Source organism: Deinococcus fonticola (genome assembly GCF_004634215.1).
Classification (GTDB): domain Bacteria; phylum Deinococcota; class Deinococci; order Deinococcales; family Deinococcaceae; genus Deinococcus; species Deinococcus fonticola.
Genome location: NZ_SMMH01000002.1, coordinates 180,714 through 206,480, shown reverse-complemented (window position 1 = coordinate 206,480; position 25,767 = coordinate 180,714). Strand labels below are relative to the sequence as shown.

The window sequence follows — 25,767 nt, the reverse complement described above, 5'->3', positions numbered from 1 at the left end:
CCTGGCCCTCAATGATGAACTTACTTTTGGGGTCGACAACGGTGAAATCCCACGCCTGTTCACGCTTCTCGCCTACGAAACTGTGCCGCTCATCGGCTTGCATGCTCGTGACCTCAAGGTCACGAGCGTACTGATCATGGAACTGTTGTCAATGAACCCCAGCGCGACAAACGATTCGAGCAACGGTCGTGCGATGACAGTCTGTGAGAACCGCAGTGGATGAAAAACAGGTGCCATGAGTGATGTGGTCAATGACGCGGTCGACCTGTTCCGGCGGTAATTTGCTGCCCCAATAGGGTGTCCCCTTGGTTTCGCTGAATTCAGTGCCACAGGTACGGCACCTGAGCAGGCGACGCTTTTCAGGGCCGTAGAACTTGCGGAGATGGATGTTCTGTCGACCGGGTTGGTGGAAGTCTGGACAATGCGAGGTCTGGCAAACGAAACTGTTGAGTGCGAGCGAAAATAACACGCCCGGAGATAGGCTCCGGGCGCTCCCATTTCAACCCCTGTCGGGAATAGTTCCAACCAACTACCCTCCAGAGGGGACAGTCAGAAAACGAACGGGACGCTTCAAGGGGGTGTGGGCCGGGCGACGGCGGTTCAACATCTTTATCGCCACGAAAACGCGCTCTGCACGAATAAAAATGTTGTTACTGGATACTGAGTGAAGTCATTATGCGCCCGCGCTGGAAACGTTGTCAATGCAAGCATCGGGCTCCCGGCCCAGGCCAGCAGGGCAGTGCGGCAGGCCACCGGGGCAGGGCAGCGGGGCCCTGCTGACGCTCTCATGCCCGGCACGGTAAACTGACGCGGTCATGACTCGACTTTCTGGGAATAACTCCAACAATATGATGCTGCTCGTCGGAACGCTGGTGGCGGCCCTGCTGATCGGCCTGGCCCTGTTCGCGGTCAGCAAGAAGCAGAGCACCCCTGCGGCCGGCGGCGAGGGCACCTTCAACTACGCTTCGCTGCCTTACGCCGGCCAGGAGGACGCCAAAGTCAGCGTGGTGGTCGTGGAGGACTTCAAGTGCCCCATCTGCAAGCAGTTCGAGGAAACGGTCGCCCCCCAGATCAAGACGAACTACGTAGACACCGGGAAAATCAAACAGTACTCGCTGGTGTGGCCATTCCTGTCGAAGAACGCCGGCCTCAGCGTGGACGACAGCAAGTTTGCAGCGCAGGCCGGGCGCTGCGTGTACCAGGAGCGCGGCAACGACGGCTTCAACGCCTTCAAGACCATCCTGTTCCGGGCGCAGGGCGACGAGCGTCAAGCGTGGGCCACCAAGGAACGCCTCAAGGAACTGGCCGTGAACGTCGAGGGACTGGATCAGGCGAAGTTCGCCACCTGCCTGGACACCGACGCCACCGTCGCCGCCGTGGATACGGACACCAAAATGGCTGAAGACAACAAGGTCTCCGGCACGCCCACGGTGTTCGTGAACGGCAAGCGCGTGGAGAACTCCATGAGCTACGATGAACTCAAAAAAGCCATCGACGAAGCCCTGCAGTAATCATGACGCGCGATACCCGTCTTTACCTGGCCTGGGTGGTCGCCATCGTGGCCACGCTGGGCAGCCTGTACTTCAGCGAGATCAAGGAGTTCAGGCCGTGCATCCTGTGCTGGTACCAGCGCATCGCCATGTATCCGCTGGCCGTGCTGCTGGGCCTGGCGGCCTTCCGCAGCGACTTCGGTATCCGGCGTTACGCGCTGACCCTGGCAGCGATCGGCTGGGGCCTGGCGCTGTTTCAGAACCTGGAGACCTGGGGGGTCGTACCGACCATCAAGGCCTGCACCACCGACCCCTCGGCCTCCTGCGGGATTCCCTGGCCGATCTGGGGAGCGACTTCGCCCCTGAACACCATCATCACCATTCCGGTGTTGAGCATGATCGCCTTTACCCTGATCATTGCGCTGCTGAGCTGGAAGCGCGAGCCAGAGCCGGCAACCGCCGTGGCCGCCTAGAGCATTTGACAAAAAGACATGATGTCTTTTTGGTGAGTGGAGCGAGTACAAAACAATGAGCAGGACGGAGAATGGAGCTGTGTGGGGTGCTCTTCCACGCATAGCGTAATTCGGAGAACTGCTCTAGACTCCTTCAGAACCATCAAAAGCTGCGCCCCAGGTCATTGACCTGGGGCGCATGGTGTTGAGGGGGAAGGTGAGGGTCGCCGTTCAGTCGTCGCTGCTGCGGGCCATGCCCAGCACGTTCAGCAGTTGGGCCAGGGCCATGGCGAAGCCCAGCACGTAGGTGAGGGCGGCGGCGGTCAGGACTTTGCGGGCGCCGTCGTCAGCCTGACCGCCGCCGCCCAGACCGCGTTCACGCAGGTAGGCCAGGGCGCGGCTGCTGGCGTTGAACTCGACCGGTAGGGTAATCAGGTGAAACAGCATGGCGAAGCCGAAGAGAATCACCCCGACCCAGATCAGGCCGCTGGACTGGATGAACAGGCCCAGCATCAGCAGCCAGGGGGCGAAATTCATGCTGAGGCTCAGCGGCAGAGCCATCTTGCCGCGCAGCACCAAGGCGGGCATGCGCACCTTGTCCTGAATAGCGTGGCCGACTTCGTGGGCGGCGACGGCCATGGCGGAAATACTGGGGGTGCGGAAGTTGGCTTCCGAGAGGTTCACGGTCTTGCGCTGCGGGTCGTAGTGGTCGGTGAGGTTGCCGGGCACCATGTTGACGGGGACGCTTTGCAGGCCGTTTTCGTCGAGCATCATGCGGGCGACTTCCGCGCCGGTCAGGTTGCGGGGGTTACGCACCTGGCCCCATTTGCCATAGGTGCGGCTCAGGTAGCCCTGCACGATGAACGACAGAAGCATGATGCCTATGATCAGGGGAAAGTAGGGGCCGAAATACATGCTCGTATCTTAGCGTGAGGCACTCAGGTTTGATGAGATTCGCGGCGCCAGAAATTAGCCTGCTCCTTAGCTTTATGCACAGCAAGAATAAGTGAGGCTTACAAATGGAAACTATCTAGCCCTAAAATTTGACATTCATCAAGTCCTGCGCCACACTCTGGGCGGTACTTATGACTGATGTTGCTGCCCCGCTGATTCCGGCCCACTCCTGGGCCATCATCGATTCCACCCTGCGTGAAGGCGAACAGTTCGCCCGGGGCAACTTCAAACGCGACGACAAGATCGAAATTGCCAGGGCCCTCGACGCTTTCGGGGTGGAATTCATCGAGGTCACCACGCCCATGGTCAGCCAGCAGACGCACGACGACATCCAGAAACTGACTGGCCTGGGGCTGAAAAGCAGGTTCCTGACGCACGTGCGCTGCACCATGGAGGACGTGCAGCGGGCGGTGGACACCGGCGTTCACGGCCTCGATCTGCTGTTTGGCACCAGCAGCTTTCTGCGTGAATTCAGTCACGGCAAGAGCATCCCTCAGATTATTACCGCTGCTGAGAAAGTCATCGGCTGGTTGCGCGACCACCACCCGGAACTGCAACTGCGTTTCAGTGCCGAAGACACCTTTCGCAGCGAGGAAAGCGACCTGATGGCGGTGTACCAGGCCGTCTCGGACATGGGCGTTCACCGCGTGGGCCTCGCGGACACGGTGGGCGTCGCCACGCCCCGGCAGGTGTACGCCCTGGTGCGCGAGGTGCGCAAGGTCATCGCGCCGGACTGCGGCATCGAATTCCACGGCCACAACGACACCGGCTGCGCGGTCAGCAACGCCTACGAGGCCATCGAGGCCGGCGCCACGCACATCGACACGACCATCCTGGGCATCGGGGAACGCAACGGCATCACGCCGCTGGGCGGCTTCCTGGCGCGCATGTTCACCTTCGACCCGCAGGGCCTGGTGGACAAGTACCAGCTGCCGCTGCTGCCCGAACTGGACAACATGATCGCCCGGATGGTCGGCCTGCCCGTGCCGTGGAACAACTACCTGACCGGCGAATTCGCGTACAACCACAAGGCCGGCATGCACCTGAAAGCCATTTACCTCAACCCCGGCGCGTACGAGGTGATTCCGCCCGAACTGTTCGGCGTGGGCCGCAGCATCCAGGCCGCCAGCAAAATTACCGGCAAGCACGCCATCGCCTTCCGCGCCCGTGAGCTGGGCCTGCACTATGGCGAGGACGCCCTCAGGCGCGTCACCGACCACATCAAGGCGCTGGCCGAGGACGGCGACCTGGACGACGCCCACCTGGAGAAAGTGCTGCGCGAATGGGTCAGCGCCTAAAGCATTTGACAAAAGAACGCCGTGATTCTGTCCGAGCAGCGCGAGTGCATTCAGACGAGCAGGACGGCCCCGAAGGGGAGAATGACGCGCTCTGTGAAAGGGCACCCCTGAGCGCGTCATTCGGAGAACTGCTCTAGCGTTCAGCCACCACCTCGCCGCCTGACCCAGGCCGTGCGCCGGGTACACCTTTCGGGGGTCGTGGGCACGGTCACCTTTAACGCACCATCGAAAGGTGATGAACTCTTTTGATGCCCTCCAGCCCCGGCGGCCAAGATGCGCCCGCTAGAGTGGCTGTCTCTCCTCGCCTTTCTTCCTGCGCTGCTGCTCCCCTGGCTCCTGCGCAGTGGTCGGCAGCCCTGGGTTTTCGATGTGGCCGCGCTGCTGCCGCTGCTGGCAACGCTGGCCCATCTTCTGCTGGAGGGCTGGCGCGTGCAGATGGTGCCGCTGTACCTGCTGGCGGCACTGGTTCTGGTGACCCGGCTGCGGTTCAGGCGCCGGACGCCGGGCACGGGCCGACCGACCCGGCTTCGCACCGGGGTGACGGCCCTTGTCCTGGCGGCAGCGGGCGCCGTGCCGGCCTGGGTTCTCCCGGTGGTCACGTTGCCCAGACCGACCGGGCCGTATGCCGTCGGCGTGGTCGACCGTGAACTCGGCGATCCGGTTCGTGCCCGCCGCCTGATGGTCTCCATCTGGTATCCGGCGGCGCAGAGTGGCCCACGCGCGCCCCTCACACCCTACCCGGATCAGGTGGCAGTCGGCCTCGCCACCTCCTTCGGCGTGCCGGCCGCCGCTCCACTGCTGCAACACCTGCGCTACTTCACGGCCTCGGCCACCCGGAACGCGCCGCTCCTGCCCTCGGCCTCACGCTTCCCGGTGCTGGTGTTCTCGCCTGGGCTGGTCGGCGTCCGCTTCCAGAACAGTGGAACCTTTCAGGAACTCGCGAGTCACGGGTACGTGGTCGTGGCGCTCGACCACACCGACGCGGCGGCCGTCACCGTGTTTCCGGACGGTGAAGTCCGGGGGTACGACCTCGAGCGACTCGGCATCCGGCCGGATGAACTGGACACGTCCACCCGGCGCCTGCTGCCGGTCTGGGTGGCGGATCAGCGGCTGGTGTACGACACGCTCACGACCTGGGCGGCGGCCGATCCCCTGCTCGGCGGCCGGCTCGATCTGCGCCGCATGGGCTCGTTCGGCCATTCGTTCGGGGGCGTGACCGCCCTCGAGGTCTGCCGCGTGGAGGTGAGGTGCCGCGCGGCCGTCAACCTCGACGGCGGGCTGCCCGAAGGCGGGCTCCGGCCGGCGCCGCGCCCGGTGCTCCTGATGACGTCCAGCCAGAGCAATAATTTCGCCTATGCCACCCAGCGGTGGCGGCGGTATCTCAGGGCGGCGAAGGCCCCGGCCACCTGGCTGGAAGTGCCGCGCAGCACCCACTACTCCCTGACGATCCTGCCGCTAATGGCGCCCCTGCTCGTCCCGAGGGCCTATGACCGGGCCGCCGGGCGGGACACGGCCGACCACTACGTGAACGCCTTCTTTGACCGGCACTTGCGAGGACTCCCCACTCGCTTGTTTGACCGTCCGGCACGGGGCGCCGCGGATCCGGGCGGCGTGCTGTGGCGCGAGTAGCCGGTGCGGGCCGGTTTCCACCCGCTCCTTCAGGCCAGGATCAGACTACCCTGACCTCGCTCCTCTACCAGTGCCTCGTGTCGGTGTCGCGTTCCTCGGCCAGCAGCCACAGCAGCCTTCCCTGCTCGGCGGCGCTCTGCTGGGCGTCCATCAGCACGCCCTCCAGTTCGGCAGCCAGCGCGGCGCGTTTCTTCTTGAAGTGGGCGTAATCGCACAGCACCACCGCCAGCCGCCCGGAGAACTGCTGCGGGTCGGTCAGCACGTCATACAGCGCGTCCCAGTTGCGCCCGAACGACTGCGTCAGGGCCAACCCCGCCAGGAACGCCATCATCAGCGAGTCCCTGTCGCGCACGTGCGTCAGATCCACCTCACGCACCGCCACCTGATGCCCGGCGGCCGCCATGCGCAGTTCGTGCGGCGCGGTCTGAATACCCTGCGGAACTTCCGCGAAGACCTGAATCATGGTCGAATTCTCCTGAAAGTGCTGTAGTGATCGGCGGTGTAGTAACACTCGGCGGTGCTGGTGACAGGTTGCCCGCCGCAGATGATACGCCGGGCGCCCCGGTCGTCCTCGCCGGGCGTCTTGACGGTGTACTCGCGGTAATACCCGCGCGCGTGGCTGGGCAGCAGGCCCTCGCGGTTGCCGAAGGTCGCGCCGTCCTTGCTGTAGCGGAAGGGGCCACCCTTGCCGATCAGGACGTGCATCTGCTGCCCTTCACGCGGCAACTCGCGCAGGCTGATCCACTTCAGGCCGCTGATCGGGTCACTGGCTGGTTCGCGGGCCGACTGCTTTTGCACCTGGGCGGGGGGTGAGGTGGTTGATGTGCCCGTGTTTGGCGTGCTCGTGCCTGACGTGCCCGTTTTCCCGGTGGGGAGGTCGCACGCCACCAGCAAGGACGCCAGCACAGCGGCGAGGGGGAGGAACGCGAACTTCAACTTCACCCGCCGAGTTTAAAGCATTCGACAAAAGAACGGAGTGCTTTTTGTCCGAGTGGAGCGAGTGAATTTAGACGAGCAGGACGGACTGGAACAGCTCTGCAGGAGAGAATGGAGCACCCCAGAGTGCTCTTCCACAGAGCGCGGAATTCGGAGAACTGCTCTAAGCCTGCTGATCCAGCCAGGTCAGCAGGTCTGCCCCGATCACGCTTAACCCTTTGTACTGAACCTGCGCGGGCGTCATGCTGCGCAGCGCCGCCGCGAGTTGCCGGGCGTATCCCGACCCACCCACCGCTTCACGCAGCGGGTAAGTGAACGGGCGAATGGTGAAGAGGGCGCCGCCGGCGTCCGGAAAGCCGCTCAGCGTCTGGCGTTCCACCCGCAGGAAAGCGCCGTCCGGGTCGAAACGGGTGGCCTCTCCCCTGTCCTGGTCGGCGGGCGCATTCGGGTGGTGATCCAGCCGGTCGCCCATGCTGACGCCCCAGGCGAAACGCACGAACGGCCCGCGAGAAATGACCGCCTCCACCAGCCGGGGCGCGGTGCGGTTCATGGGTTCATACCCGCTGCGGAAATATCGCTTGTTTTTTAGCGATATTTCCCGAACAGAGTGAGCAGCAGCAAAGACGCGCTGCGGGAGATGGAAGAGGATGGCGTCGCTTTTCCGCCATCCTCTGGAATTGGACGCCGTGCGTCTCACTCCCGGCCACGGGTTCATGCACCGCCACGAAATCCCGCCCCAGTTTGTCCAGCGGATTCCAGTGCTGCGGCGACAGCACGTGAACCGCCGCCAGCCAGTCGCGCGAAGCGTTGCGGGCCACCACCGCCAGGTCTTCCGGCACGTTCAAGCCCAGAAAATCCAGCGCGCCAATGGGCTGCACCTCGGCCACCAGGTGCGCGAGCGGCGCGGCGCAGCGTTCCACGACCTCCACGCCGCCCCAGCGCGGCTCCAGCCGGGCCGTCCAGCCCAGTTGCGTGTTGCGCAAAACGAAGCCGTCCCACGAAATAAACCCGCCGCTGTCGCGCGCCAGCGTCTGCGCCGTGAAGGTGATGATCTGCGCGCGCAGTTCCGGCGTCAGGCCCGCTTCGCCCGCGTACTCGTGCAGGGCGCGACGGTGTGAGTTCACCTTGCTGGCCATGACCCGCTCGTAATCGTCCCCAAACGTGAAAACGTGGCTCTCTCCTGCCCCGTCCTCGCGCCAGGGAAGGCCCTGACCGAACCGGAACAGGCCCGCTGACACCGAGTAGACGCCACTCAGAAAAGGGCGGTAAAGCTGCACCATGACCAGCATTCTGTCAAAAGAAAAAGCCGCCCGCAGGCGGCCCGTACAGCCCCGACTTTTAAGCGAGGTTCGCGTTTTGCAGCACGCCCGTGGCGATCAGCACCAGGATGATGATGCCCGCGATGATGCGGTAGATGGCGAAGGGTTTGAAGTCGTTGGTGGAGACGAATTTCAGCAACCAGCCGATGGAAGCGTAGGCCACCACGAAGCTGATGCCGATCCCCAGGATCATGTTCAGCGCGCCGATCTCTCCCAGAATGTGGCGGCTCTTGATCAGGTCGAGCAGTGACGCGCCGCCCAGAGTGATGAGGCCCAGGTAGAAACTGAATTTGGTGGCGGTGGGGCGATCCAGGCCCAGCAGCATGCCGCCCAGGATGCTGCTGGCGCTGCGTGAGAAGCCCGGCCAGACCATCGCCAGGCATTGCACCAGGCCGATCAGCAGGGCCTTGCCGGGTTTGATGCTCTCGATGTTGTGCACTTCCGGGGTGGTTTTGCGGCTCTCGACAATCCAGATCAGGATGCCGCCCACGATCAGCGCCCACGCCACCACGGACGGCGTGAACAGGTAATGCTTGATGGTCGACCCGAGGGCCGCGCCTATCACCACGGCAGGAAGACAGGCGATCAGCACGCTCGTCCACAGGTTCTGCTGCGTTTTATCCGTGGCGATGTGGCGAATCTGCGCGATATCCCGGAAGTAGTACACCAGCACCGACAGGATCGCGCCGCCCTGAATGATGACTTCGAAGGCGTCCTTCATTTCTTTCGTCCAGGGCGTGGCCTGCAGGCCCTTGAAGAGTTCCCCGGCGACGATCAGGTGTCCGGTGCTGCTGATGGGAAGGAATTCCGTGATGCCTTCGACGATGCCGAGGATGATCGAGTACAGGGCGTCCATGCGCCACTGAGCCTAACACCCGGAAGGAAAACGGACATCAGACGAAAGGGCGACGTACACTGCGCGGATGTTCGGGCCATACCTGAAACGCTGGAAGCTCGTGCCGGATGGCGCGGCCATTCACACGCACAGCAGCGACCTGTTGCCGGTGCTGTACGCGGGCCAACCGGCCATGCTGAAGGTTGCTCGCAGTGACGAGGAAACCACCGGGAACCACCTGATGGTGTGGCTAGGCGGGCACGGCGCGGCCCGCGTGTACGCGCAGGGCGGTGAGGCGATTGTGCTGGAACGGCTGCACAGTGAACCGTCCCTGACGGAAATGGTGAACACTGGGCAGGACAATGAGGCCACGCGCATTCTGTGCCGCGCCGCCGCTGAACTGCACGCCGTTTCCCGCCTGGAGCACACTCCACCTCCGCCCCTGCCTGACCTGCGCCGCTGGTTCCGTTCACTGGAGAGAACAGCCGCCCAGGGCGGGGTGTACGCGACCGCGTGGAGCATAGCGCAGGAATTGCTGAACGACCCACAGGACACCACTGCGCTGCACGGCGACCTTCACCACGGGAATGTCCTGCACAGCCCGGCACGAGGCTGGCTCCTGATCGACCCGAAGGGGCTGGTGGGCGAACGCGGCTTCGATTACGCGAACATCTTCTACAACCCCACCAATGCTGATGCCCTCAGGCCGGGGCGACTGGCCCGGCAGCTTGAAATCGTCTGCGCCGAGAGCGGACTGGAAAGGGCGCGCCTTCTGCGCTGGGTGGCCGCCTACGGGGGCCTGAGCGCCGCCTGGTGGCTCGAAGATGACCAGCACGGTGATGACCAGTACAGCGAAGCCCGGAAGGTGCTGAACATCGTGGAACTTGCCCTGGCAGCCCTCAGCGTTTCGGGTTGATTTCCGCTTTGGTGCAGGTGTACCCGCCCTTGGCGTTCAGGGTGCAACCCGTCAGGGAAATGTCGAAGGCATTGAGGTTGATGGCCGCGGGTGGCTGCGCCGCCGGGGCCGCCTGAGCCGGCTGCGCGGCAGGCGCGGCGGGTTTAGGTGTCGCGGGCTGCGCGGCCCCCTGGCCCTTGATGGGCCCTCCCTTGATAGGCACTTCCTTCAGGATGCCGCTGTCCACGAACAGCATGGTGATCTTGTCGAACTGCGCGGGGTAATCGAGGGTGTACACCACGGTCACCGGGTTGGCTTTGGCCACGTTGAGGGTAGCGTTCGTCACATCCCGCCCGTCGATGGTGGTGCGTGAGGCGATGAAGCGCCGCCGATCCGGGGCGTAAGCCGCCGTGTCACGGGCGTAATAGGTGGCGCCGTAGTACGTGGGGCCGCTGCCGGTGTAAGTGGATTTGATGCTGCACTGCACCTGCCCGCTGCCGACGCGCTGGCAGCCCAGCAGCTCGTCGCGGAACGGCCCCTCGACCGTCCAGGACTGCGCGCAAGCCATTGAAAAGGTCAGGAACACCAGGGGCAGGAACTTCTTCATACCCCCAGTGTAAACGGGCCGCCCGTGAGGAAACCCCCGTCCAGGCGCAGCATTCTCATTTTCAGATCCACTGGCCTGTGCCCTGTGATGCTCCCCAGAGTCAACTCGGCAGCAGGAACATCCCAGCGCGGCGGTCTGCCCGTCGCCTTCCTCAAAGGGTCGGAAGAAACGGGCGGTCAGGCAGCCATACCTCCAGCCTTTTTACCGCGAGCCGAAGCCGGTCAGGATGGTCTGGATGGTTTTCCAGACGATCAGGGCGTCCAGGCTCAGCGAGCAGTACTTGACGTAGAAAAAATCGTACTGGAGTTTCTCGGTGGTTTGCCCCACGCTGTCGGTGTATCCCTGATTGACCTGCGCCCAGCCGGTAATGCCGGGTCTGACCCAGTGCCGGGTGGTGTAAAGGGGAATACTTTCCTCGAATTCGGCCACGAAAGCCCACTGTTCGGGCCGCGGGCCGATGATGCTCATTTCGCCGCGCAGGACGTTCCAGAATTGCGGCAGTTCGTCCAGGCGGAATTTACGCAGGAAGGCGCCCACCGGGGTGACGCGCTGGTCGCCGGACTTGGCGAAGGCCGGGCCGGAACGCTCGGAGTCGCGGGTCATGGTGCGGAACTTCACCAGTTGAAAGGCCTGGCCGTCCTGACCGACCCGTTCCTGCCAGAACAGCACGGGCCGCCCGCTGTTGAAGTACACCACCGCCGCCACCACGGCCATCAGGGGCAGCAGCAGCGGCAGGGCCAGCAGCGTCGCCGTGACGTCCAGGAAGCGCTTGACCTGCTGGTACGTCGACTGAAAGGCGGAGCGTTGCAGCCAGCCCTCGTCGATGCTGTCCAGCGACACCTTGCCCAGCAGTTCTTCCTCCAGCGTCCGCTGAGTGATGATGGGAATATTCATGAGCTGGGCGTGCGCCAGTGCCCTGGTTTGCAGCGGGCGCGGTTCTTCGGCCGCAATGATGAGGGCATCGATCTGGTGCAGACTCTGCGGTTCATGGGGGGTGATCGGCGCGTACTGGAGGCGGTGGCGCGGCAGGTGCCGCAGAAGGTCATCGGTGGGGCGCGAGGTCATGCCCAGGCGCAGAGGTGGGGTGAGCCGCCGGGCCACCGACTGACGCAGGGCCGCCAGCCCCAGCCACAGCAGGTGCAGCGGCAGCATGACCCAGACCGACGCAAATTTCCCAATGGCCCCCAGCAGCAGGGCCAGCAGCAGGAACGAGGCGACCGGAACCAGCACGGGGCCAGCGGGGCGCTGAAAGAAGTAGCGCCCGACACTGACCTGAAAGGCCAGCAGATAGGCCAGCAGGCTGGCGATGAACCACAGCCGCATCTGAATAATCTGGGCCGCCGTGGCCGGGGCATCCTCACCTCGGCCGAAGGTCAGCCAGGCCAGCAGAGCCACCACGGCATAAATCAGCGCGTCCCAGACCCAGAACGGCCTGACGCTGAGTCTAATTCCAGTAAGGGAAGGCAGGTTTGAGTGGGGCACCATAAGACCTCTGTGAAGCGTGATGACACTTTGTGGAGAAGTTCACAACCGCCTTTCCCGGACATCATAAGGGGTGAGTGGCGAAGGCGAATCAAGGCTGTCCTGGCACCGGAAGAAGATCGGCACACCAGTTTTTCAGGCGCGCAAGGTTTGGCCATCTCCGGCCACCTCGCGCGGCGCCGTGCGTTCGTGCCTGTGCCGCGCCGCTGAAGTTCAACGCCGCTGGCCTGAGGGCAGACATGACCACACCATAGCCAGGAAACTCTTTCAGCCACCTGTCAAGGCCGTGGGAGGAGCGCCCGTTCGCTCCAAACTCCTCTTCACTCTGAAGAGCCGCTCACTCTGAACTCTGCGCCGCCTGCACGTAAGGCCAGGCCAGGCCGTAGTCGGGGTGATAGTCGCCGCGCCAGATCAGGGCCCACCCGCCGTCCTCGGCTTCGCCGCGCTGCACCGCCCGCCGCGCTTCGGAGGCGGTCAGCCACGCCGCGTGCCGCAGGCCCTGGCGAGGCAACCAGCCTTCTCGCCGGTAACGCGCGATGACCTGCTCGCTGGCCTGGTCACGCGCGATCAGCACAGGCACCGAGGCCTCCGACTGGGCATTCAGTTCGCTGGCCAGCGAGGCGTACTGCATGTTCCGGCGCAGTTCCAGCCAGTAAGGTGCGCGCTGGTGACGTTCCAGGGCCCGCAGCTCATCGAAGTACAGCCGCTGCAATTCCGGGTCGTTCAGGGCGTCACCCTGGCCCAGCAGGGCGTGCGTGACCTGAAGCTGGCGCGTCCACAGCTGCGGCAACGCTACGTCCAGCAGGTCGAGAATCCGGAAGGTGCCCCGACTGAGTTGCGCCGCTTCGATCAGGTACGGCAGCGGGGCACTGATGTGAGAGACCTGATCGAAAAAGCCGACAGCAGTGGAGGGAAGCGTGGTGGCAACCACGGTCAAGGACGGACTGGCCGCCTGCTGCTCTGCCAGTTCGGACATGCGCTCTGCCAGGTGCAGGCGGCTCAGACTGCTGGACAGCAGCACACTGCCGGGCAACATTCCCGCCAGCCGGGCCGCGCTCGACCGGGAGTACAGCACCACCAGCGAACGCCCAGGCTGCCCCCGCACTTCTGTGGCGAGTTGACGCAGCGAAATGGGACGCTGACGCGGCAGCACCAGCACCTGACGGGTCACAGGTGCCGGAGGATCGTCCTGACCTCCGGTGCCACTTTGCTGGGGCAGCGGCAGCAACGGGTACGCGTCCGGCCAGGGCACCTCAAACCCCGGCAGGGCGACCACCGGCCAGTCGAACAGGCGACTGGCATCCGCCAGCAGGCTGGTCAGCGTGTCCAGGCGATCCGGGGCCAGGGTTTCGAGCCCCTCGATCAGCAGCGGGCCGCTCAGCAACTGGGCCAGTTCCGGCAGATCCCAGCGCCAGGCCGCGTCGAGCGCCGTCATGACGTATTCCAGCGAGACGACTTCCACCTGCCCCAGGCCGGCCGCATTCACCTGGCGTTGCAAGCCGAAACGCCCCCCCCACGAAGCAGTGGCCCAGCGCAGTGGCCCCTGGAGTTCGCGGGCCAGGTGCAGGCCGGCCCCCCAGCGCTGCTGCTCGGGACAGGGGGACAAACGCCGTAGCCCGCCGGCCCAGCCGGGACGACCCCCGCCCAGCCTGGCCGCGTCCGGCGGCGCGTCCGACACCAGCAGGCTAGCCAGCACCCGCACGTACATCTCCATTTCCGTCTCGGTCCATGCCGGCATGGCCACGCGCCCGGGCAGCACCTGGGCCGCCTGCACCAGCAGCGCTTCGGGGCAGGGGTCGTTCAGGAGCCGCTGGCTTTCCTCCAGGTCGAACAGGCCGCCGGTGCGGGCCAGCAGGGCGCGGGCCAGTTCCGGTTCTCCCAGCCGGAAGGCCAGCCGGGCCGCCACCAGTGGGCCGCCCCCCACCCGGCTGAGCACCTCGGCCCGCTCCAGGTGAAGCAGCAACAACTGCTGGGCCGCCGTCATAGCGCTCCAGGGGTAGGCCACAGGTTCGGCCACGCCTGATCCTGGAGGCCCCGCCTGCGAACCGAAGTGGAAGCCCTGCCGGGTCGTCCTCTGTGCGTTGTGTTCAACTGCTGCCGCTTCATTCCAGACTCCTCAGTCATCGCCGATCAATCCTCCGCCTCAGGAGGCTGGCGGGGCAGTGATATGCGTCCCTCAACCGTGAATTTTGACCTCTTGACCTGTCAAAGTTGACCGGTATTCATAGTAACCGTTGCCCACGTCCCGGTAACGGTTCAGCACAAACCCCAGGGTGTTCACCCCCAGGCGGGTGGTTTCGTCCACCAGGCGCTCGACCTGCTCGACGCTGGTATTGACATCCACCACCAGCAGCAGACCGTCCATCAGCCGCGCAAATGGCCCGGTATCCGCGATTTTCAGAATGGGCGGCGTGTCCACCAGCACGAGGTCGTAGTGGTTGGACATGGCCCGGATGGTTCGCTGCGATTTGGCCGGCTCGATGCGGGAATCCAGCAGGGTCAGCAGGTCGATGTTCGGCTGAACCTGCATCCAGACCTCGTGATCACCGACCTGATGGCGCGTCACCGCCTTCTCTGGGCGACTCAGCAGCAGGTCTTTCTGGCGCTGGCGGTAGATATCGGCGTCCACCACCAGCACCTTCAGGCCGCGCTGGGCGCAGATCAGGGCCAGGCTCGCCGTCAGGGTACTTTTGCCCTCGTCCATGTTGGCGCTGCTCAGGGCCACCAGCGGCGTCTTAGCGCTGCGTGGCCCCGCGGCCGCCACATCGGTCAGTCCCAGTCGGGACAGCATACCCACCCGCACGAATTCCAGTTGCTCCCGGAAACTCCCGCTGGCCAGCAGAGCCAGCGCCCCGCGCGGATTATGGCGGCGCAGGGTCACAGGCGGCAGTAGCCCCAGGACGGGAAGCCCGAAGCTGCGCAGAATATCGGGATCCTGCACGCGCTTGCCCAGTCGGTCACGCAACAGGGCCAGCAGCAGCCCGAAGAACAGCGCGGCTCCGAACGTCAGGATGGCGTTACGCAGCGGCTTGGGTGCCACAGGATCGACCGGCAGGGTGGCGCTGGCAATGGGGGACAGCGTGCCGCTCACGGTCTGGCGCAGCACCTCCACCTGCTGAAGCTGCTGCACCACTTCGCTGCGCATCTGTTCCAGCGTGCGTTCGCCCACCGCCTGACCGCCGGCGCTGAGCTGCCCACCGAGCAGGTCGCGCTGGGTGATCAGGTTGGTGCGCGCGCGGTTGATGCCGTCCAGCGCCCGCGCCCGGTCCCATTGCAGCAGCGCCGCAGCGAAAGCGTCCGCCGTGGCCCGGGCGACTTCCGGCGTGCCGGCCAGGGCCGAGATTTCATAGGTGCCGATCAGGTTCTGGTCGATTTCGGCCGCCAGCCCGATAGTGCGGTAATTCTCGGAACGCAGTTCGGCTGCGATGTTCGCCAGCGTCTGACGGCGGGCCGCAGAGTCCGGTACGGTAGCGCGCAGGCGTTTGACTCCGTCGCGGGTCACGTCCGGGCTCCGCAGGGCGCGGCCGACCACCCCGGCAGGCAGCGCCGGAGCCGACACCAGCGTGTTGTTGATCACGGAATTGCCCGAGCTGGTGGGCAGGGCGGCCAGGCTGGCGGTGGCGCGGTAGACCGGCGGGCGCGACCTGGAATACACGAACGCCAGCGCCGCCAGGGCCAGGGCGCCGAGCAAAATCGGCACCATTGCCCCGCGCAGAACCCGCAGGTAGGCGCCGACATCCAGATCCTGCACCCTGGAGGGCAGGGTCATGCCCCGTGCCCCACAAGGGTGCGGCAAGAAGACCAAAAGGCTGGTTCGCGCCGGCTCAGGAAGTCCATGGTGAGAACTATTATAGTCAGCGTGTGAAAGTTCTTGTCACCGGCGGAGCGGGGTATATCGGCAGCACCACCTGTTCTGCCCTGGAGGATGCCGGTCACACCCCTATCGTGCTGGATTCGCTGGTCAGCGGCCCCCAGGAGTTCACGCGCGGCCGCGTGTTCTACCAGGGCGATGTGGCGGATCAGGGCCTGGTTCGGCGCATCTTTGCCGAGCATCCCGACATCGAAGCCACCCTGCACTTCGCGGCGCGGATCGTCGTGCCGGAGTCGGTGGAGCACCCGGCGCTGTATTACCGCGAGAACGTGCTGGGCAGCCTGACCCTGTTCGAGACCCTGGCCGAACTGGGGCAGCGCCGAGTGATCTTCAGCTCCAGCGCCAGCGTGTACGACAGCCCACAGGACTTTCAGGTCAACGAGAACAGCCCGCTGAAACCGCTGAGTCCCTACGCCCGCAGCAAACGCATGACCGAAGAGATGCTCGAAGACCTGTGCGTGGCCTCGGCGCAGCAGGGCCGGGGCCTACGCGGCATTGCGCTGCGCTACTTCAATCCCATTGGGGCTGACCCGCAGATGCGCAGCGGGCCTTATGTGGCAGAGCCCTCGCACCTGCTGGGCCGCCTGGTCAGCGCCGCGCGCGGCGGCGGGGAATTCAGTATTACCGGTACGGATTACCCCACGCGCGACGGCAGCGGCCTGCGCGACTACATTCACGTGTGGGATCTGGCGCAGGCGCACGTGGCGGCGCTGGAGCACTTCGAGCAGGCCTTCGAGCGGGCCAATGCTGAGCGGATGAGTACCGAGCGAGCCGAGGCCGGGCCGCCCGTTTCCTTCCTGATCATCAACGTCGGCACCGGGAACGGCGTGACGGTGCGCGAGCTGGTCGAGGCTTTCCAGCAGGTTTCCCCGCAACCCCTGGCAGTCAGGGAAGCGCCGCGCCGCCCCGGTGACAGCGCCGGCGCATATGCCGACATCGGCCGCGCCCGCCGCTGGCTCGACTGGGCGCCGCAGTGTTCCACGTCAGAGGGCCTGAGTTCGGCGCTGAACTGGGCCGCGCGCTGGACAGACCGCCAGCCCACTTGACCCAGGTGACCTTCAGCGCCTGCGGCGCGTCAGCGCCAGCGCCAGGACGGCGGCTCCCACCGCCCAGGGGCGCAGGTCAGCCCTGGCACGGCGACGCTGCTTTTTCCAGGCCTGGGCGTAAAATTCGTCCCACAGCGCCCAGAGTCTCTCCTGCGCGAAGTGCTGCTTGACCCACGCCTGCGCCTGCTGGCCCAGTTGGTCACGCAGGGGCTGGTCGGTCAGCAGTTGAACCAGTGCGTCCGCGAGGGCCTGCACGTCTCCAGTTGGGACTTGCAGGCAGGTGACGCCCGGCACGCCCGCATCACGCACGCCGGAGGCGTCCGTCAGGACGCTGGGGACGCCGTTGGCCGCAGCTTCCAGCACCACCATGCCCAGACCCTCGTGGCGACTGGGCAGGGTGTGCACGGTCATCAGCGGGTAGAGGCGGCTCATGTCCGCCTCGAACTTCACTTGAATGAGGTTCGGGGCGGTCTCGAAGGCCTGCTGGGCTTTCTCGGAGAGGGGGTTGGCGGGGTCAGGCGTGCCGACCAGCAGGAACTTAGCGTTGGCAACACGCTGGTGAACCAGGGGCCAGGCCAGCAAAAGTTCCTCGATGCCTTTCTGCGGGGCCATGCGGGCCACGAAGCCCACGACGGGCGTCCCCTCCGGTAAATTCAGTTCCTGGCGCGCCGCCGCCACCGCTTGCGGGTCGGGGTGAGCGTAACGCTCGAAGGGAATTCCGGCGGGACTGCCTGCGCCCAGCACGCGAATTTTCTGGTCAGGAACCATGCCCAGTTTCACGGCCTCGTCGCGGTTCGATGGACTGACGCACAGTACCTCATGGGCGCACCAGCAGGTGAGGCGTTCCATGAGCATCAGAACGGGGCGTAGCAGGGCCAGTTTCCCGGTGGCGGCGGTTTCGCTGCGCAGTCCATGAATGAAGTACACGCGCAGCGGCGTGCCAAGCAGCGCACTGGCTATGCCGCCCAGCAGTCCGGCCTTGGGCGTGGAGAAATTGATCACGTCGGGACGCACCTTCCAGACAATACGGATCATTTCCAGCAGGGAACGCAGGTCGTGCCGGGGTGAGATTTCACGGGCGAAATTCAGGGTGTGGTGCGTGGCCCCGCTGGCCTGAATGGCCCGCTTGACCTGATCGGACGGTTCGGCGGGCGTGACGAAGTGAACGTCCCAGCCTTCGCGGCGCAGGTGACCCAGTTGCTCGGAAAAGAAGGCCAGTGCGGCAATGGCGGTGGTGGTGGTGTACAGGATGGTCTTGGGTTTCTTCATGCGGTGACCCTCCGGGAGGCCGTGGCGAGCCGCACGACGCGTTGAAAGGCCGTACGCTGACCGTCCAGCACGTGATCGGCGTACTCCTGGGCGGCGTGGTGGTTGCGGGCGCTTTCGCGGGTCAGGGCCGCCGTGTCAAGCGCCAGCGCCTGCCAGGCCCGCGCCAGGTCTTCCACACTACCCGGCTTGACCAGGTGGGCGGCGTCCAGCAGTTCAGGGATACCGCCCACGTCCGACCCGATGGCCGGCAGACCCTGCGCCAGGGCTTCCAGCAGCACGCGGGGCATACCTTCAGTGCGGGATGGAATGAGGAACAGGTCAGCTTCCCGTAAGTCGCCCCTTACCTCGGCGGGCGTGCTGCGTTGGCCCACGAACTCCACGAACGGCGCGATGCCCAGCGCGGCAGCTTGCGCTTCCAGTTCGGAACGCAGTGGGCCATCCCCGACAATTCGCAGGTGCAGGTCGTGTCCCTGCCCGTCATGTCCCTGCCCGCGCAGTTTCGCCAGGGCGGCAATGGCAATGTCGGCGGCCTTGTGGCGTTGTTCCAGCATGCCGACCAGCACCGCCAGCCGGGCCGGGCGGTCGTACTGACGCGGCCCGCTGAACGCCTCCGGGGGTAAATGCACGTCCGACACGCCAAACGACACGTTCTCATGGCGTGTCGGGTAAAGGCGTTGCAGGGCCTGGCGGGTCACGTACTGCACCGCCACCGCCTGGCGGCACTGCCAGCGCGTCAGGGCCGTGAGCATCCAGCGGAACACAGGCCGCAGGGGGTGCCGCGTACCGTCCGGGCCGTACCCCATAAACGGGTCGTTGACGACCTCCACCGCGAAGGGTTGCCGTTGCCAGTACCGCAGGCCTGCTGCCAGGTGGCCCAGCACCCCGGAAAGCCGCACGATGACGGCCTCCTGCGGTTCAAGGCCGCACAGCAGTGCAGCGGACACCTGCGGTAAGCGTTTCAGCAGGCCCACGGGCCCCTGGTAGTACGGGACGTGCAGCACCGTGACCGCCGGGCCATCCACGCGCCTGTACCCGTCCGGGACGACCTGCACCAGTTGCGAACGGCCCACCACCTGCACTTCCTCGAAAGTGTTCAGGTAACGTTGCCAGTGCGTGTAGGTGGCGTGACCGTTGTCGAAGGTCGCCCCGTCAGCGGTGTGAATGAACCTCTGTTCCAGTACGACACTTAGCCTCAACAGTCAGTCCTCCCATTCAACGATACGGGGGCCAGATACCGGGGTCACGGGTTCCTGAAGGGTTTCGGAATGTGCCGGGGTCAGGGCCACCACCAGCACCAGTGCCAGCATCGGCAGGAACGAACCGAAGGCCGAATTGGGGTACAGGGTCTCGGCCGCAAACGATGTGGCCCACAGGCCCACCAGCAGGTTCATGGCAATGCCTGATCGTCCGGTCTTCAGTTGGCCCAGTTGCCGGAACAGCAGCCAGAACAGCAGACCCATGACCGTAAGGCCCACCACCCCGGTTTCATACAGCACCTGAAGCACCAGCATGTGCGCGTTAGAGCCGTTGTTCGCCACCGCCGACCCCATGCCGCTGCCCAGCAGCAACCGGAAAGGATCACTGCTCAGGCCACTCAAGTACGTTTGCCAGATGTCACCCCGGCCTGCCAGGTTGCCAGTATCTCCGGCATCCAGAATGGTGGCCTGCCGGGCAATCAGGGTGTTCAGGTCAGCGTGCAGGTAAGGCATGGCGAACAGGCCCGCCACGCCCACCGCCAGCACCGTCAGAGTGGAACGCAGGGGGGTACGCAGGCCCTCCAGCAGCACGAACAACACCGCGCCTACCAGACCCGCCCGCGCACCGGACAGGAAGCACGCCACCACGATGCCCAGCAGAATCCAGGTGTGGTTACGGGCCGGGCGCAACATCATCAGGAAAGCGCCCTGAAGCAGCACCATGGCCGCCACGTAAGCGTGGTTGTACCCCAGCGTACCCAGGCCGCGCTCATTGTGCAGGTAGTACGACTCCCACGGGCCGGACGCCCCCCGGCCACGCGGCAGGACATCCCCGAAAAACTGCGGAATGGCCGGAGAGAAGTACGTCCAGATGATCGTCACGACGATGACCAAAAAACCCACACGAGCGGCCCCTTCCCAACTTCTGAGCACGTCACGGCCCAGGGACAGGCGGCCTGCCATCCAGAACACGCCCAGCAGTTGCAACAGCTTGAACACCTGAAAAACACCGAACGGCCCGGCCACGCCCAGGTGACCGTCCCGCATGACCAGCAGCAGCAGGAAAGAACCCACGGACAGCGCCCCCACACTCAGCAGGGCGCCCCACACAGTCCGCAGGTAAGGTTGCACCGGGCAGCGGTACAGGGCCGCGCACAACAGGGCCACCCAGAACAGCACGTCGGCCATGGTAGGCCACAGCGCCCACGGCCCCACGCCCAGCAGCGGCAGCCCGAAACACTGCACGCCAATGAACGCCCCGAGCAACCAGGTGACGGCCCTTTCCAGCCAGGGGGCGGTGCGGGCCAACTGGGTCACGGTGGGGGCGCTGGGAAGCCAGTCCAGCGGAACGTCACGACTGCCGCCACTTGTACTGCTCCTCACCCTTCACCTGCGACAGCCCGCTGGTAGAACGCGACCAGTTCCTGTGTTTTCTCGCCCACGTCGAAGTCCATGTATGGCGGTGCGTGACGGCCACGTTTCACGGCCTGCGCAATGGCGTCGGACCACACGGCAGGCCCGGCCGCCACCTCCAGCCTCTGCACATCCACCAGGGGCATCCGGCTGGCCTCCATCCGAATGGACACGTTGCTGGAAATCACGCACGGCAAGCCCGCAGCCTGCGCCTCCAGGAAAGCCAGGCTCAGGCCCTCGAAGTGGGAAGGAAACACGAAGACATCCATAAGCCACAATAGGTCCGGAATATCGGAGCGCGAACCCAGCAGGTACACCTGCTCCGTCAGCCCCAGTTGCGCCACGCGGGCCTCGATGGCCTGCCGCTCTTCACCGTCACCGACCAGCAGCAGGCACGCCGGGCCGTGACGCTTCAGATAAGTATGAAACACGTCGAGCAGAAACAGGTGGTTCTTTTCCGCGCGCAGCAGGCCCACGTGGCCCAGTACCGGTATTCCGCTCGGCAAGTTCAGGCGGCCGCGTAATTGCTGAATGTCACGCGGCTGCTGAAGACTTAGCAGATCTACACCCAGGTTCACGACCTGAGTCCCCAATGCCCGCCAGTCTGGGCCGAACAGGGCGCGGGCCGCCATTTGACTTACCGCCAGACGGTGGGTAACGCTGCTCTGCAAGGCGGCCCGCATCAGAGTCAGGTACGCATACCGGCCATTTCTGGCCGCCAGATCAAGCTTCAGGGTGTCGCTGTGGCTGGTCGCCACCCGCACCCTGACGCCGGCCAGCCGCGCCAGCAGCAGCACTATGCCACCAAAGTGGTGAATGTGGCTGTGAACCACGTCGTAAGGGCCAAATTGCCGCAGAGCACTCAGGTAAGCCGGCAGGAATTTCAGCGGCCGGTTGGTGGACGGCATGCGGAGAATGCGCGCCCCCAGGGCCCTGAGTTCCGCTTCGTAGTGGCCTTCATGTGGGGCAGGGCTGACCACCATGATGTCCATGGCGACCTGCCGGCGATCCACGCGCTGCAAGACGTTCTTCAACCAGGTTTCGATCCCGCCACGGTCCAGATTGCCGGTCAGATGAAGGACGCGTATGGGCGTGGGTGCGGTGGGCATTCAGGCGTCTCCTTGCAAAGGGGGTGGGGCGCGCAGGGGGCGTAAGGCCTGCACCACGATAAACCAACTGCCCAGCAGCTGCGCCGCCGAGCCGATCAGGCCAGCGGTCGCCGCGCCCAGCAGCCCCTGACGCGGAATAAACCACCAGCACGCGGCCGCCAGGATCAGAGTGACGCCCACGAACAGCGGCAACTGCTCCTTGAAGCGCCGCGCCGCCGTGAGCGCAAAACCGGCGCAGGAGGCCAGAAAGCCCGCCGAGCCGGCCAGGGTCAACCAGAAAAAAGGCTTGGTGTAGGCCGCGTACTCCGGGCCGTACAACAGATGCAGCATCGGGCCGCCCGCCACCCCGCTCAACAGTGTCAGGGCCGCCCCTACCCCCCCTGCCCCGGCGGTCAACAGAAGGGAAAGCCTCAGAAAAGCGGCCTTTTCCGCGCGGGCGTAGTGCTGTGAGAGGCGCGTGGTCAGGGCCGTTCCGAGCGCGACCACCAGCACGCTGCCCGCCACACTGACGTAACTGAGGGCCGAGTACACGCCCAGCGACCCACTGCCCAGCTGGTGCTCGATAAAGAGCCGTGGAAGGTTGGTGCCCAGAGACACCAGCGCGAGCACCAAGCCCAGCGGCAGGGCCAGTTTCAGCAATGAGCCGGACAGCGGCGGCTGCCACCAGCGGCCTGCGGCCACCTGCCGGGCACGCGGTAAGTCGAAAAGCACCAGCGTGGTCAGGCCCGCTGCGGCCACGCCCGCCGCACTGAAGGTCAGGTTGCGGGTCAGCAGGTGCAGACCGCCCAGCAGCGCCAGGCCCAGCAGGCCACGCAGCATGGTGGACTGGGCGATCCAGTCCAACCGTTCACGCTGCTGCATGCGCCCGTACAACACGTCACTGATACCCTCCAGGGCCTTGGCGGTGCCCAGCCACCAGATGGCCCCGCTGGCGTGGGGGTACAGCCCGGCCAGGCCCGCCGTGATCAGCAGCCCCAGCAACATGCTAGGCAGGCGTAACGTGAAGTAATCACTGAACTGGTACTGCTGCGCGGCGTCGGTGGCCTGCACCCCCCGCAGCTGCAGGCCCAGCAGCAGGAACAGCGGGGCGGTCAGGGCCAGCCCCAGCGAGTACACCCCGACCGCCTCGGCACCGCCGCTGCGGGCCAGCAAAATGACCATCAGCCACTGCGCCGCCGAGAACGTACCCTGCCCCAGCACAGTCCAGAGCATGCCGGCACGCAGGCCGGGCGCAGCCGGCGCGGTGGGTGGGGTGGGGGCGGGCGTAGACATCAGGGGAAAGGAGGCCGTAAAACCAGCATACCGTGCCCCCTGCCCGGCTCCTTCAGGTGAACTTTAAGGACAGGGGCAACCGCTGCCGGGCGGGCCGTATGGCCCGTATAGTTCAGGGCATGCGTCGTTGGTGGTGGCTGCTGATTCTGCTGCTGGTGCTGGTGGCCGCAGGCGGACTGTTCACCTACCAGCGGCACCGCGAGGTGCAACTCCTGGGTCAGGAAGTGTACAAGGAACTCGACGGAGACGGGTTCCCGCCCCTGCCCGGCGTGTTGGACGACCCGGTGTTCAAGGATTTGCCGCCCCCACCGGCCGACCAGCCTGTCTCGATGGGACGTTACAAACCCAGCCCGGCAAAACCAGTTTCCGGAACGCCCTCACCCTCCAAGACGGCCCCAGCCCCTAAGACGCCTCCAGTTCCCACGACAACCCCGCCCCCGACCCCCAAGACGGTGGCCCGCCCAGCCGTTCCCGACGCCATACCTACCGCGCAGACGCCGTCAGTCCCCACAGCCCCTGTGCCCAAAACGCCAGCGGCGCCGCCCGCGCCTGCCCCGGTGAAGCTGGCCCCCGCCAGTTTTCTGGAACGGGTACGCACCAACACCAAAATTCATGTACTGCTGATAGGCAACGATCAAAATGAATTGGATAAGGGTCGGGCCGACGTACTGGTCGTTTTGACGTTTGACCCAAAAACCCGTGTCCTTTCTTTTTTAAGTATTCCCCGCGACACCCGCGCCCAGATTCCTGAACACGAAGTGGAGAAAATCAACGCGGCCTACGCCATCGGCGGCGCCACCCTGCAAACCATGGCGGTGGAGCAGTTCCTGGGGATTCCCATGGACAAGTTCGTGGAGATCAGCATGGGCGGTTTTCAGCAGGTTATCGATCTGGTGGGCGGTGTCACCGTGAATCCCCCTTTCGCTTTCGAGTTGGACGGACAGTCCTTTGAACCGGGCAAGGTGAAACTGAACGGTGAGCAGGCCTTGGCCTACTCGCGCATGCGTAAACAAGACCCGCGCGGGGACCTGGGCCGCAACACCCGCCAGCAGGAAGTGCTGCGCAGCCTGATGGGTTCGCTGGGACAACTGTCGCCGGACGAGCTGAACCGCGTACTGGGACAACTGCAACACCACCTGCGCACGAACTTCTCGCCGTCAGAAGTGGTGGAGTTGCGCCAGCGACACGACTACCTGCTGAGTCACCAGCAAACCGTGAGTGTGCAGGGCGTCAACCGCAAGATCGGTGGCCTGTGGTATTACCTGGTGTCCCCCCAAGAACGCCGCCGACTGCACCTGTTGCTGCGCTGAGAACGGCGCTGATTGCCCTCTCATGAGGCCGGTCTACGGTCGGAGAGATGAAGCGGCCCTTTTACGCCACCTGTCCGCTGCCTGCCGCCCTGCTGGCTGGGGTGACACTGGGATGCCTGACTGCCTGCAACCTGTTCCGGCAGCAAGATCCCCTGGCGGCAGCTGTACCGGAAGCGGTAACGCAATTGAAAAAAGGACTCCCCACCGTTGCCACCCACCGCACCGACGGTACCATCCTGGTCAACGGCCAGCCGTTCTTCCCACTGGGTTTCTACCACGTGTCCTGGGCAAGGAACGGTACGCCGGAACGCCGCCAGCAGGACTTGTCACGCCTGGCCGGCGCCGGGTTTAATTTCGTGATTACAGAAGGAATCAACGAACTGGACGCCGCGAATTTCCAGTCTTTCCTGAAGCAGGCACAGGAATCCGGGGTGTTCGTCATGCCTTACGGTCTGACCCCCGAGAACAGGCGCAAGATCAGCGCTTCCCCCGCCCTGCTCGGATTCAAAATTGCCGACGACGCGAACGCGCAACTCACGCCGCAACAAGTCGAAGCCCGCAACGAGCAGTTCAAGAAGGCCACCCCGAACAAACTGACTTACCTGAGTCTGGCCGTGGCGCAAAACCGCCCCGAGACTCCTTACTTCAGCACCGCCGACCTGATCGGCAACCAGAGTTACCCGATCGGGAATGACGACATCAGCGTCACCTACCCCATGATGCGCAGCGCCGTGCAGAGTGCCCACCTCAAAGGCACCGTGCCCATTGCCAACCTTCAGAGCTTCCTGTGGGGCCGGCGTAAACCCAGTCCGGTGGAACTGCGCAACATGACCTACCAGGCCATCATGGCGGGGATGAAAGGCGTGGTGTACTACGCTTACCGTGCCAGAGAAGTCGACCTGAACCAGGAACCCGTGATGTGGTCGACCCTGCAAGGTGTGGCGCATGAAGTGAGCTTCCTGGCCCCCTACCTGCTGAGCGGCGAGCTGATGCCTCTGCAAGACGGCACCGGCAGCCAGCCGCTGGTGGTGTACCTGCGCGGCGAATCGCAGGAAGGCCAGAAGAAAGGTTTTGTAATGGCCCTGAACAGCAGCCGCACCGCCGACCGCCTGGTCAACCTGAAGCTCCCTGAACCCCCTACTCAGTGGAAGCCCATCAGCACCCTGGGCCGGACTCTGAACCGTCGCGGCCTGGAAGTCAGTGGACGGTTACGTCCCCTTCAAGTCGCCATTTACGAAGTCAAGTAATTCATGTGGCGTAACCCTGCCTGGCCCTGCCAGAGAAAGAGGCTTTTTCACCTTCGTTGGGAAAGGTGTGAGGTTATGCATTTATGAGAGCCTGGTTGTAGGAGTTTCGTCAGAACAGGCGCGCTAGGTTCATTAAC

At 64.8% G+C, this 25,767-nt stretch carries 24 protein-coding genes; 9 read left to right on the top strand and 15 right to left on the bottom strand.

Annotation, left to right across the window (positions count from 1 at the left end):
- The 3 genes from E5Z01_RS19375 to E5Z01_RS02325 form a co-directional block, all read left to right on the top strand.
- On the top strand, window positions 1–223 hold a 223-nt coding region (locus E5Z01_RS19375), incomplete at its 5' end, for a hypothetical protein (RefSeq protein WP_167757723.1).
- Between the two features lie 592 nt (window positions 224–815).
- A complete protein-coding gene (locus E5Z01_RS02330; protein WP_135227888.1) occupies window positions 816–1,511 on the top strand; it encodes a DsbA family protein in 696 nt (231 codons plus the stop codon).
- 2 nt (window positions 1,512–1,513) lie between these two features.
- Window positions 1,514–1,963: a disulfide bond formation protein B gene (locus E5Z01_RS02325; RefSeq protein ID WP_135227887.1), complete on the top strand. Its 450-nt coding sequence runs from the start codon at window positions 1,514–1,516 to the stop codon at window positions 1,961–1,963.
- Between the two features lie 210 nt (window positions 1,964–2,173).
- Here the strand turns inward: E5Z01_RS02325 and E5Z01_RS02315 are convergent, their stop codons facing one another.
- Window positions 2,174–2,857: a zinc metallopeptidase gene (locus E5Z01_RS02315; RefSeq protein ID WP_135227886.1), complete on the bottom strand. Its 684-nt coding sequence runs from the start codon at window positions 2,855–2,857 to the stop codon at window positions 2,174–2,176.
- A gap of 170 nt (window positions 2,858–3,027) precedes the next feature.
- On the opposite strand from E5Z01_RS02315, the gene lysS reads away from it, so the two are divergent.
- Both lysS and E5Z01_RS02305 read left to right on the top strand, forming a co-directional pair.
- Window positions 3,028–4,194 carry a homocitrate synthase gene (gene lysS, locus E5Z01_RS02310; RefSeq protein WP_135227885.1) on the top strand — a complete coding sequence of 389 codons (1,167 nt, stop codon included), beginning with the start codon at window positions 3,028–3,030 and terminating at the stop codon, window positions 4,192–4,194.
- Window positions 4,195–4,467: 273 nt separating this feature from the next.
- A complete protein-coding gene (locus tag E5Z01_RS02305) occupies window positions 4,468–5,823 on the top strand; it encodes an alpha/beta hydrolase family protein (protein ID WP_135227884.1) in 1,356 nt (451 codons plus the stop codon).
- A gap of 64 nt (window positions 5,824–5,887) precedes the next feature.
- On the opposite strand, the gene E5Z01_RS02300 is transcribed toward E5Z01_RS02305, so the two are convergent.
- From E5Z01_RS02300 to E5Z01_RS02275, 5 genes are all read right to left on the bottom strand, one after another.
- On the bottom strand, window positions 5,888–6,286 hold the full coding sequence (locus E5Z01_RS02300; RefSeq protein WP_135227883.1) for a barstar family protein: 399 nt from the start codon (window positions 6,284–6,286) through the stop codon (window positions 5,888–5,890).
- A complete protein-coding gene (locus E5Z01_RS02295; protein ID WP_135227882.1) occupies window positions 6,283–6,765 on the bottom strand; it encodes a guanyl-specific ribonuclease in 483 nt (160 codons plus the stop codon). The genes E5Z01_RS02300 and E5Z01_RS02295 overlap by 4 nt, the downstream gene beginning before the upstream one ends.
- 157 nt (window positions 6,766–6,922) lie before the next feature.
- Window positions 6,923–7,309, bottom strand: a complete 387-nt coding sequence (locus tag E5Z01_RS20170; RefSeq protein WP_167757709.1) for a heme-dependent oxidative N-demethylase subunit alpha family protein — start codon at window positions 7,307–7,309, stop codon at window positions 6,923–6,925.
- A gap of 4 nt (window positions 7,310–7,313) precedes the next feature.
- Window positions 7,314–8,039, bottom strand: coding sequence for a heme-dependent oxidative N-demethylase subunit alpha family protein (locus E5Z01_RS20165; protein ID WP_167757722.1), 726 nt, complete (start codon window positions 8,037–8,039; stop codon window positions 7,314–7,316).
- Between the two features lie 58 nt (window positions 8,040–8,097).
- Window positions 8,098–8,934 carry an undecaprenyl-diphosphate phosphatase gene (locus E5Z01_RS02275; RefSeq protein ID WP_135227879.1) on the bottom strand — a complete coding sequence of 279 codons (837 nt, stop codon included), beginning with the start codon at window positions 8,932–8,934 and terminating at the stop codon, window positions 8,098–8,100.
- Window positions 8,935–9,001: 67 nt separating this feature from the next.
- On the opposite strand from E5Z01_RS02275, the gene E5Z01_RS02270 reads away from it, so the two are divergent.
- The gene (locus E5Z01_RS02270; protein WP_135227878.1) at window positions 9,002–9,829 is read left to right on the top strand and encodes an aminoglycoside phosphotransferase family protein; all 828 of its coding nucleotides are present in this window, start codon (window positions 9,002–9,004) and stop codon (window positions 9,827–9,829) included.
- On the opposite strand, the gene E5Z01_RS02265 is transcribed toward E5Z01_RS02270, so the two are convergent.
- The 4 genes from E5Z01_RS02265 to E5Z01_RS02250 form a co-directional block, all read right to left on the bottom strand.
- Window positions 9,813–10,415: a hypothetical protein gene (locus E5Z01_RS02265; protein WP_135227877.1), complete on the bottom strand. Its 603-nt coding sequence runs from the start codon at window positions 10,413–10,415 to the stop codon at window positions 9,813–9,815. The two genes, E5Z01_RS02270 and E5Z01_RS02265, sit on opposite strands and share 17 nt — an antisense overlap.
- Before the next feature lie 201 nt (window positions 10,416–10,616).
- A complete protein-coding gene (locus E5Z01_RS02260) occupies window positions 10,617–11,900 on the bottom strand; it encodes an exopolysaccharide biosynthesis polyprenyl glycosylphosphotransferase (RefSeq protein ID WP_135227876.1) in 1,284 nt (427 codons plus the stop codon).
- Window positions 11,901–12,234: 334 nt separating this feature from the next.
- A complete protein-coding gene (locus E5Z01_RS02255) occupies window positions 12,235–13,914 on the bottom strand; it encodes a hypothetical protein (protein WP_240738138.1) in 1,680 nt (559 codons plus the stop codon).
- A 159-nt stretch (window positions 13,915–14,073) separates the two neighbouring features.
- A complete protein-coding gene (locus E5Z01_RS02250) occupies window positions 14,074–15,666 on the bottom strand; it encodes a tyrosine-protein kinase family protein (protein WP_135227875.1) in 1,593 nt (530 codons plus the stop codon).
- Between the two features lie 92 nt (window positions 15,667–15,758).
- Between E5Z01_RS02250 and galE the strand changes: the two genes are divergently transcribed.
- Window positions 15,759–16,814, top strand: a complete 1,056-nt coding sequence (gene galE / locus E5Z01_RS02245; protein ID WP_135227874.1) for a UDP-glucose 4-epimerase GalE — start codon at window positions 15,759–15,761, stop codon at window positions 16,812–16,814.
- 12 nt (window positions 16,815–16,826) lie between these two features.
- Here the strand turns inward: galE and E5Z01_RS02240 are convergent, their stop codons facing one another.
- Genes E5Z01_RS02240 through E5Z01_RS02220 form a run of 5 tightly spaced genes read right to left on the bottom strand, consistent with a single transcriptional unit; the run spans window position 16,827 to window position 23,073 of the window.
- Window positions 16,827–18,083: a glycosyltransferase family 4 protein gene (locus E5Z01_RS02240; protein ID WP_135227873.1), complete on the bottom strand. Its 1,257-nt coding sequence runs from the start codon at window positions 18,081–18,083 to the stop codon at window positions 16,827–16,829.
- Window positions 18,080–19,279, bottom strand: a complete 1,200-nt coding sequence (locus tag E5Z01_RS02235; RefSeq protein WP_135227872.1) for a glycosyltransferase — start codon at window positions 19,277–19,279, stop codon at window positions 18,080–18,082. The genes E5Z01_RS02240 and E5Z01_RS02235 overlap by 4 nt, the downstream gene beginning before the upstream one ends.
- A gap of 3 nt (window positions 19,280–19,282) precedes the next feature.
- Window positions 19,283–20,662 (bottom strand): O-antigen ligase family protein, encoded by a 1,380-nt coding sequence (locus E5Z01_RS02230; protein WP_240738137.1) that lies wholly within the window; start codon window positions 20,660–20,662, stop codon window positions 19,283–19,285.
- Window positions 20,659–21,801 (bottom strand): glycosyltransferase, encoded by a 1,143-nt coding sequence (locus E5Z01_RS02225; RefSeq protein WP_135227871.1) that lies wholly within the window; start codon window positions 21,799–21,801, stop codon window positions 20,659–20,661. The genes E5Z01_RS02230 and E5Z01_RS02225 overlap by 4 nt, the downstream gene beginning before the upstream one ends.
- Window positions 21,802–23,073, bottom strand: coding sequence for a lipopolysaccharide biosynthesis protein (locus E5Z01_RS02220; RefSeq protein WP_135227870.1), 1,272 nt, complete (start codon window positions 23,071–23,073; stop codon window positions 21,802–21,804). It lies immediately after the preceding gene.
- Between the two features lie 119 nt (window positions 23,074–23,192).
- Between E5Z01_RS02220 and E5Z01_RS02215 the strand changes: the two genes are divergently transcribed.
- Both E5Z01_RS02215 and E5Z01_RS02210 read left to right on the top strand, forming a co-directional pair.
- On the top strand, window positions 23,193–24,383 hold the full coding sequence (locus tag E5Z01_RS02215; protein ID WP_135227869.1) for an LCP family protein: 1,191 nt from the start codon (window positions 23,193–23,195) through the stop codon (window positions 24,381–24,383).
- 47 nt (window positions 24,384–24,430) lie between these two features.
- Window positions 24,431–25,630: a hypothetical protein gene (locus tag E5Z01_RS02210; RefSeq protein ID WP_135227868.1), complete on the top strand. Its 1,200-nt coding sequence runs from the start codon at window positions 24,431–24,433 to the stop codon at window positions 25,628–25,630.
- Window positions 25,631–25,767: the final 137 nt, after the last annotated feature.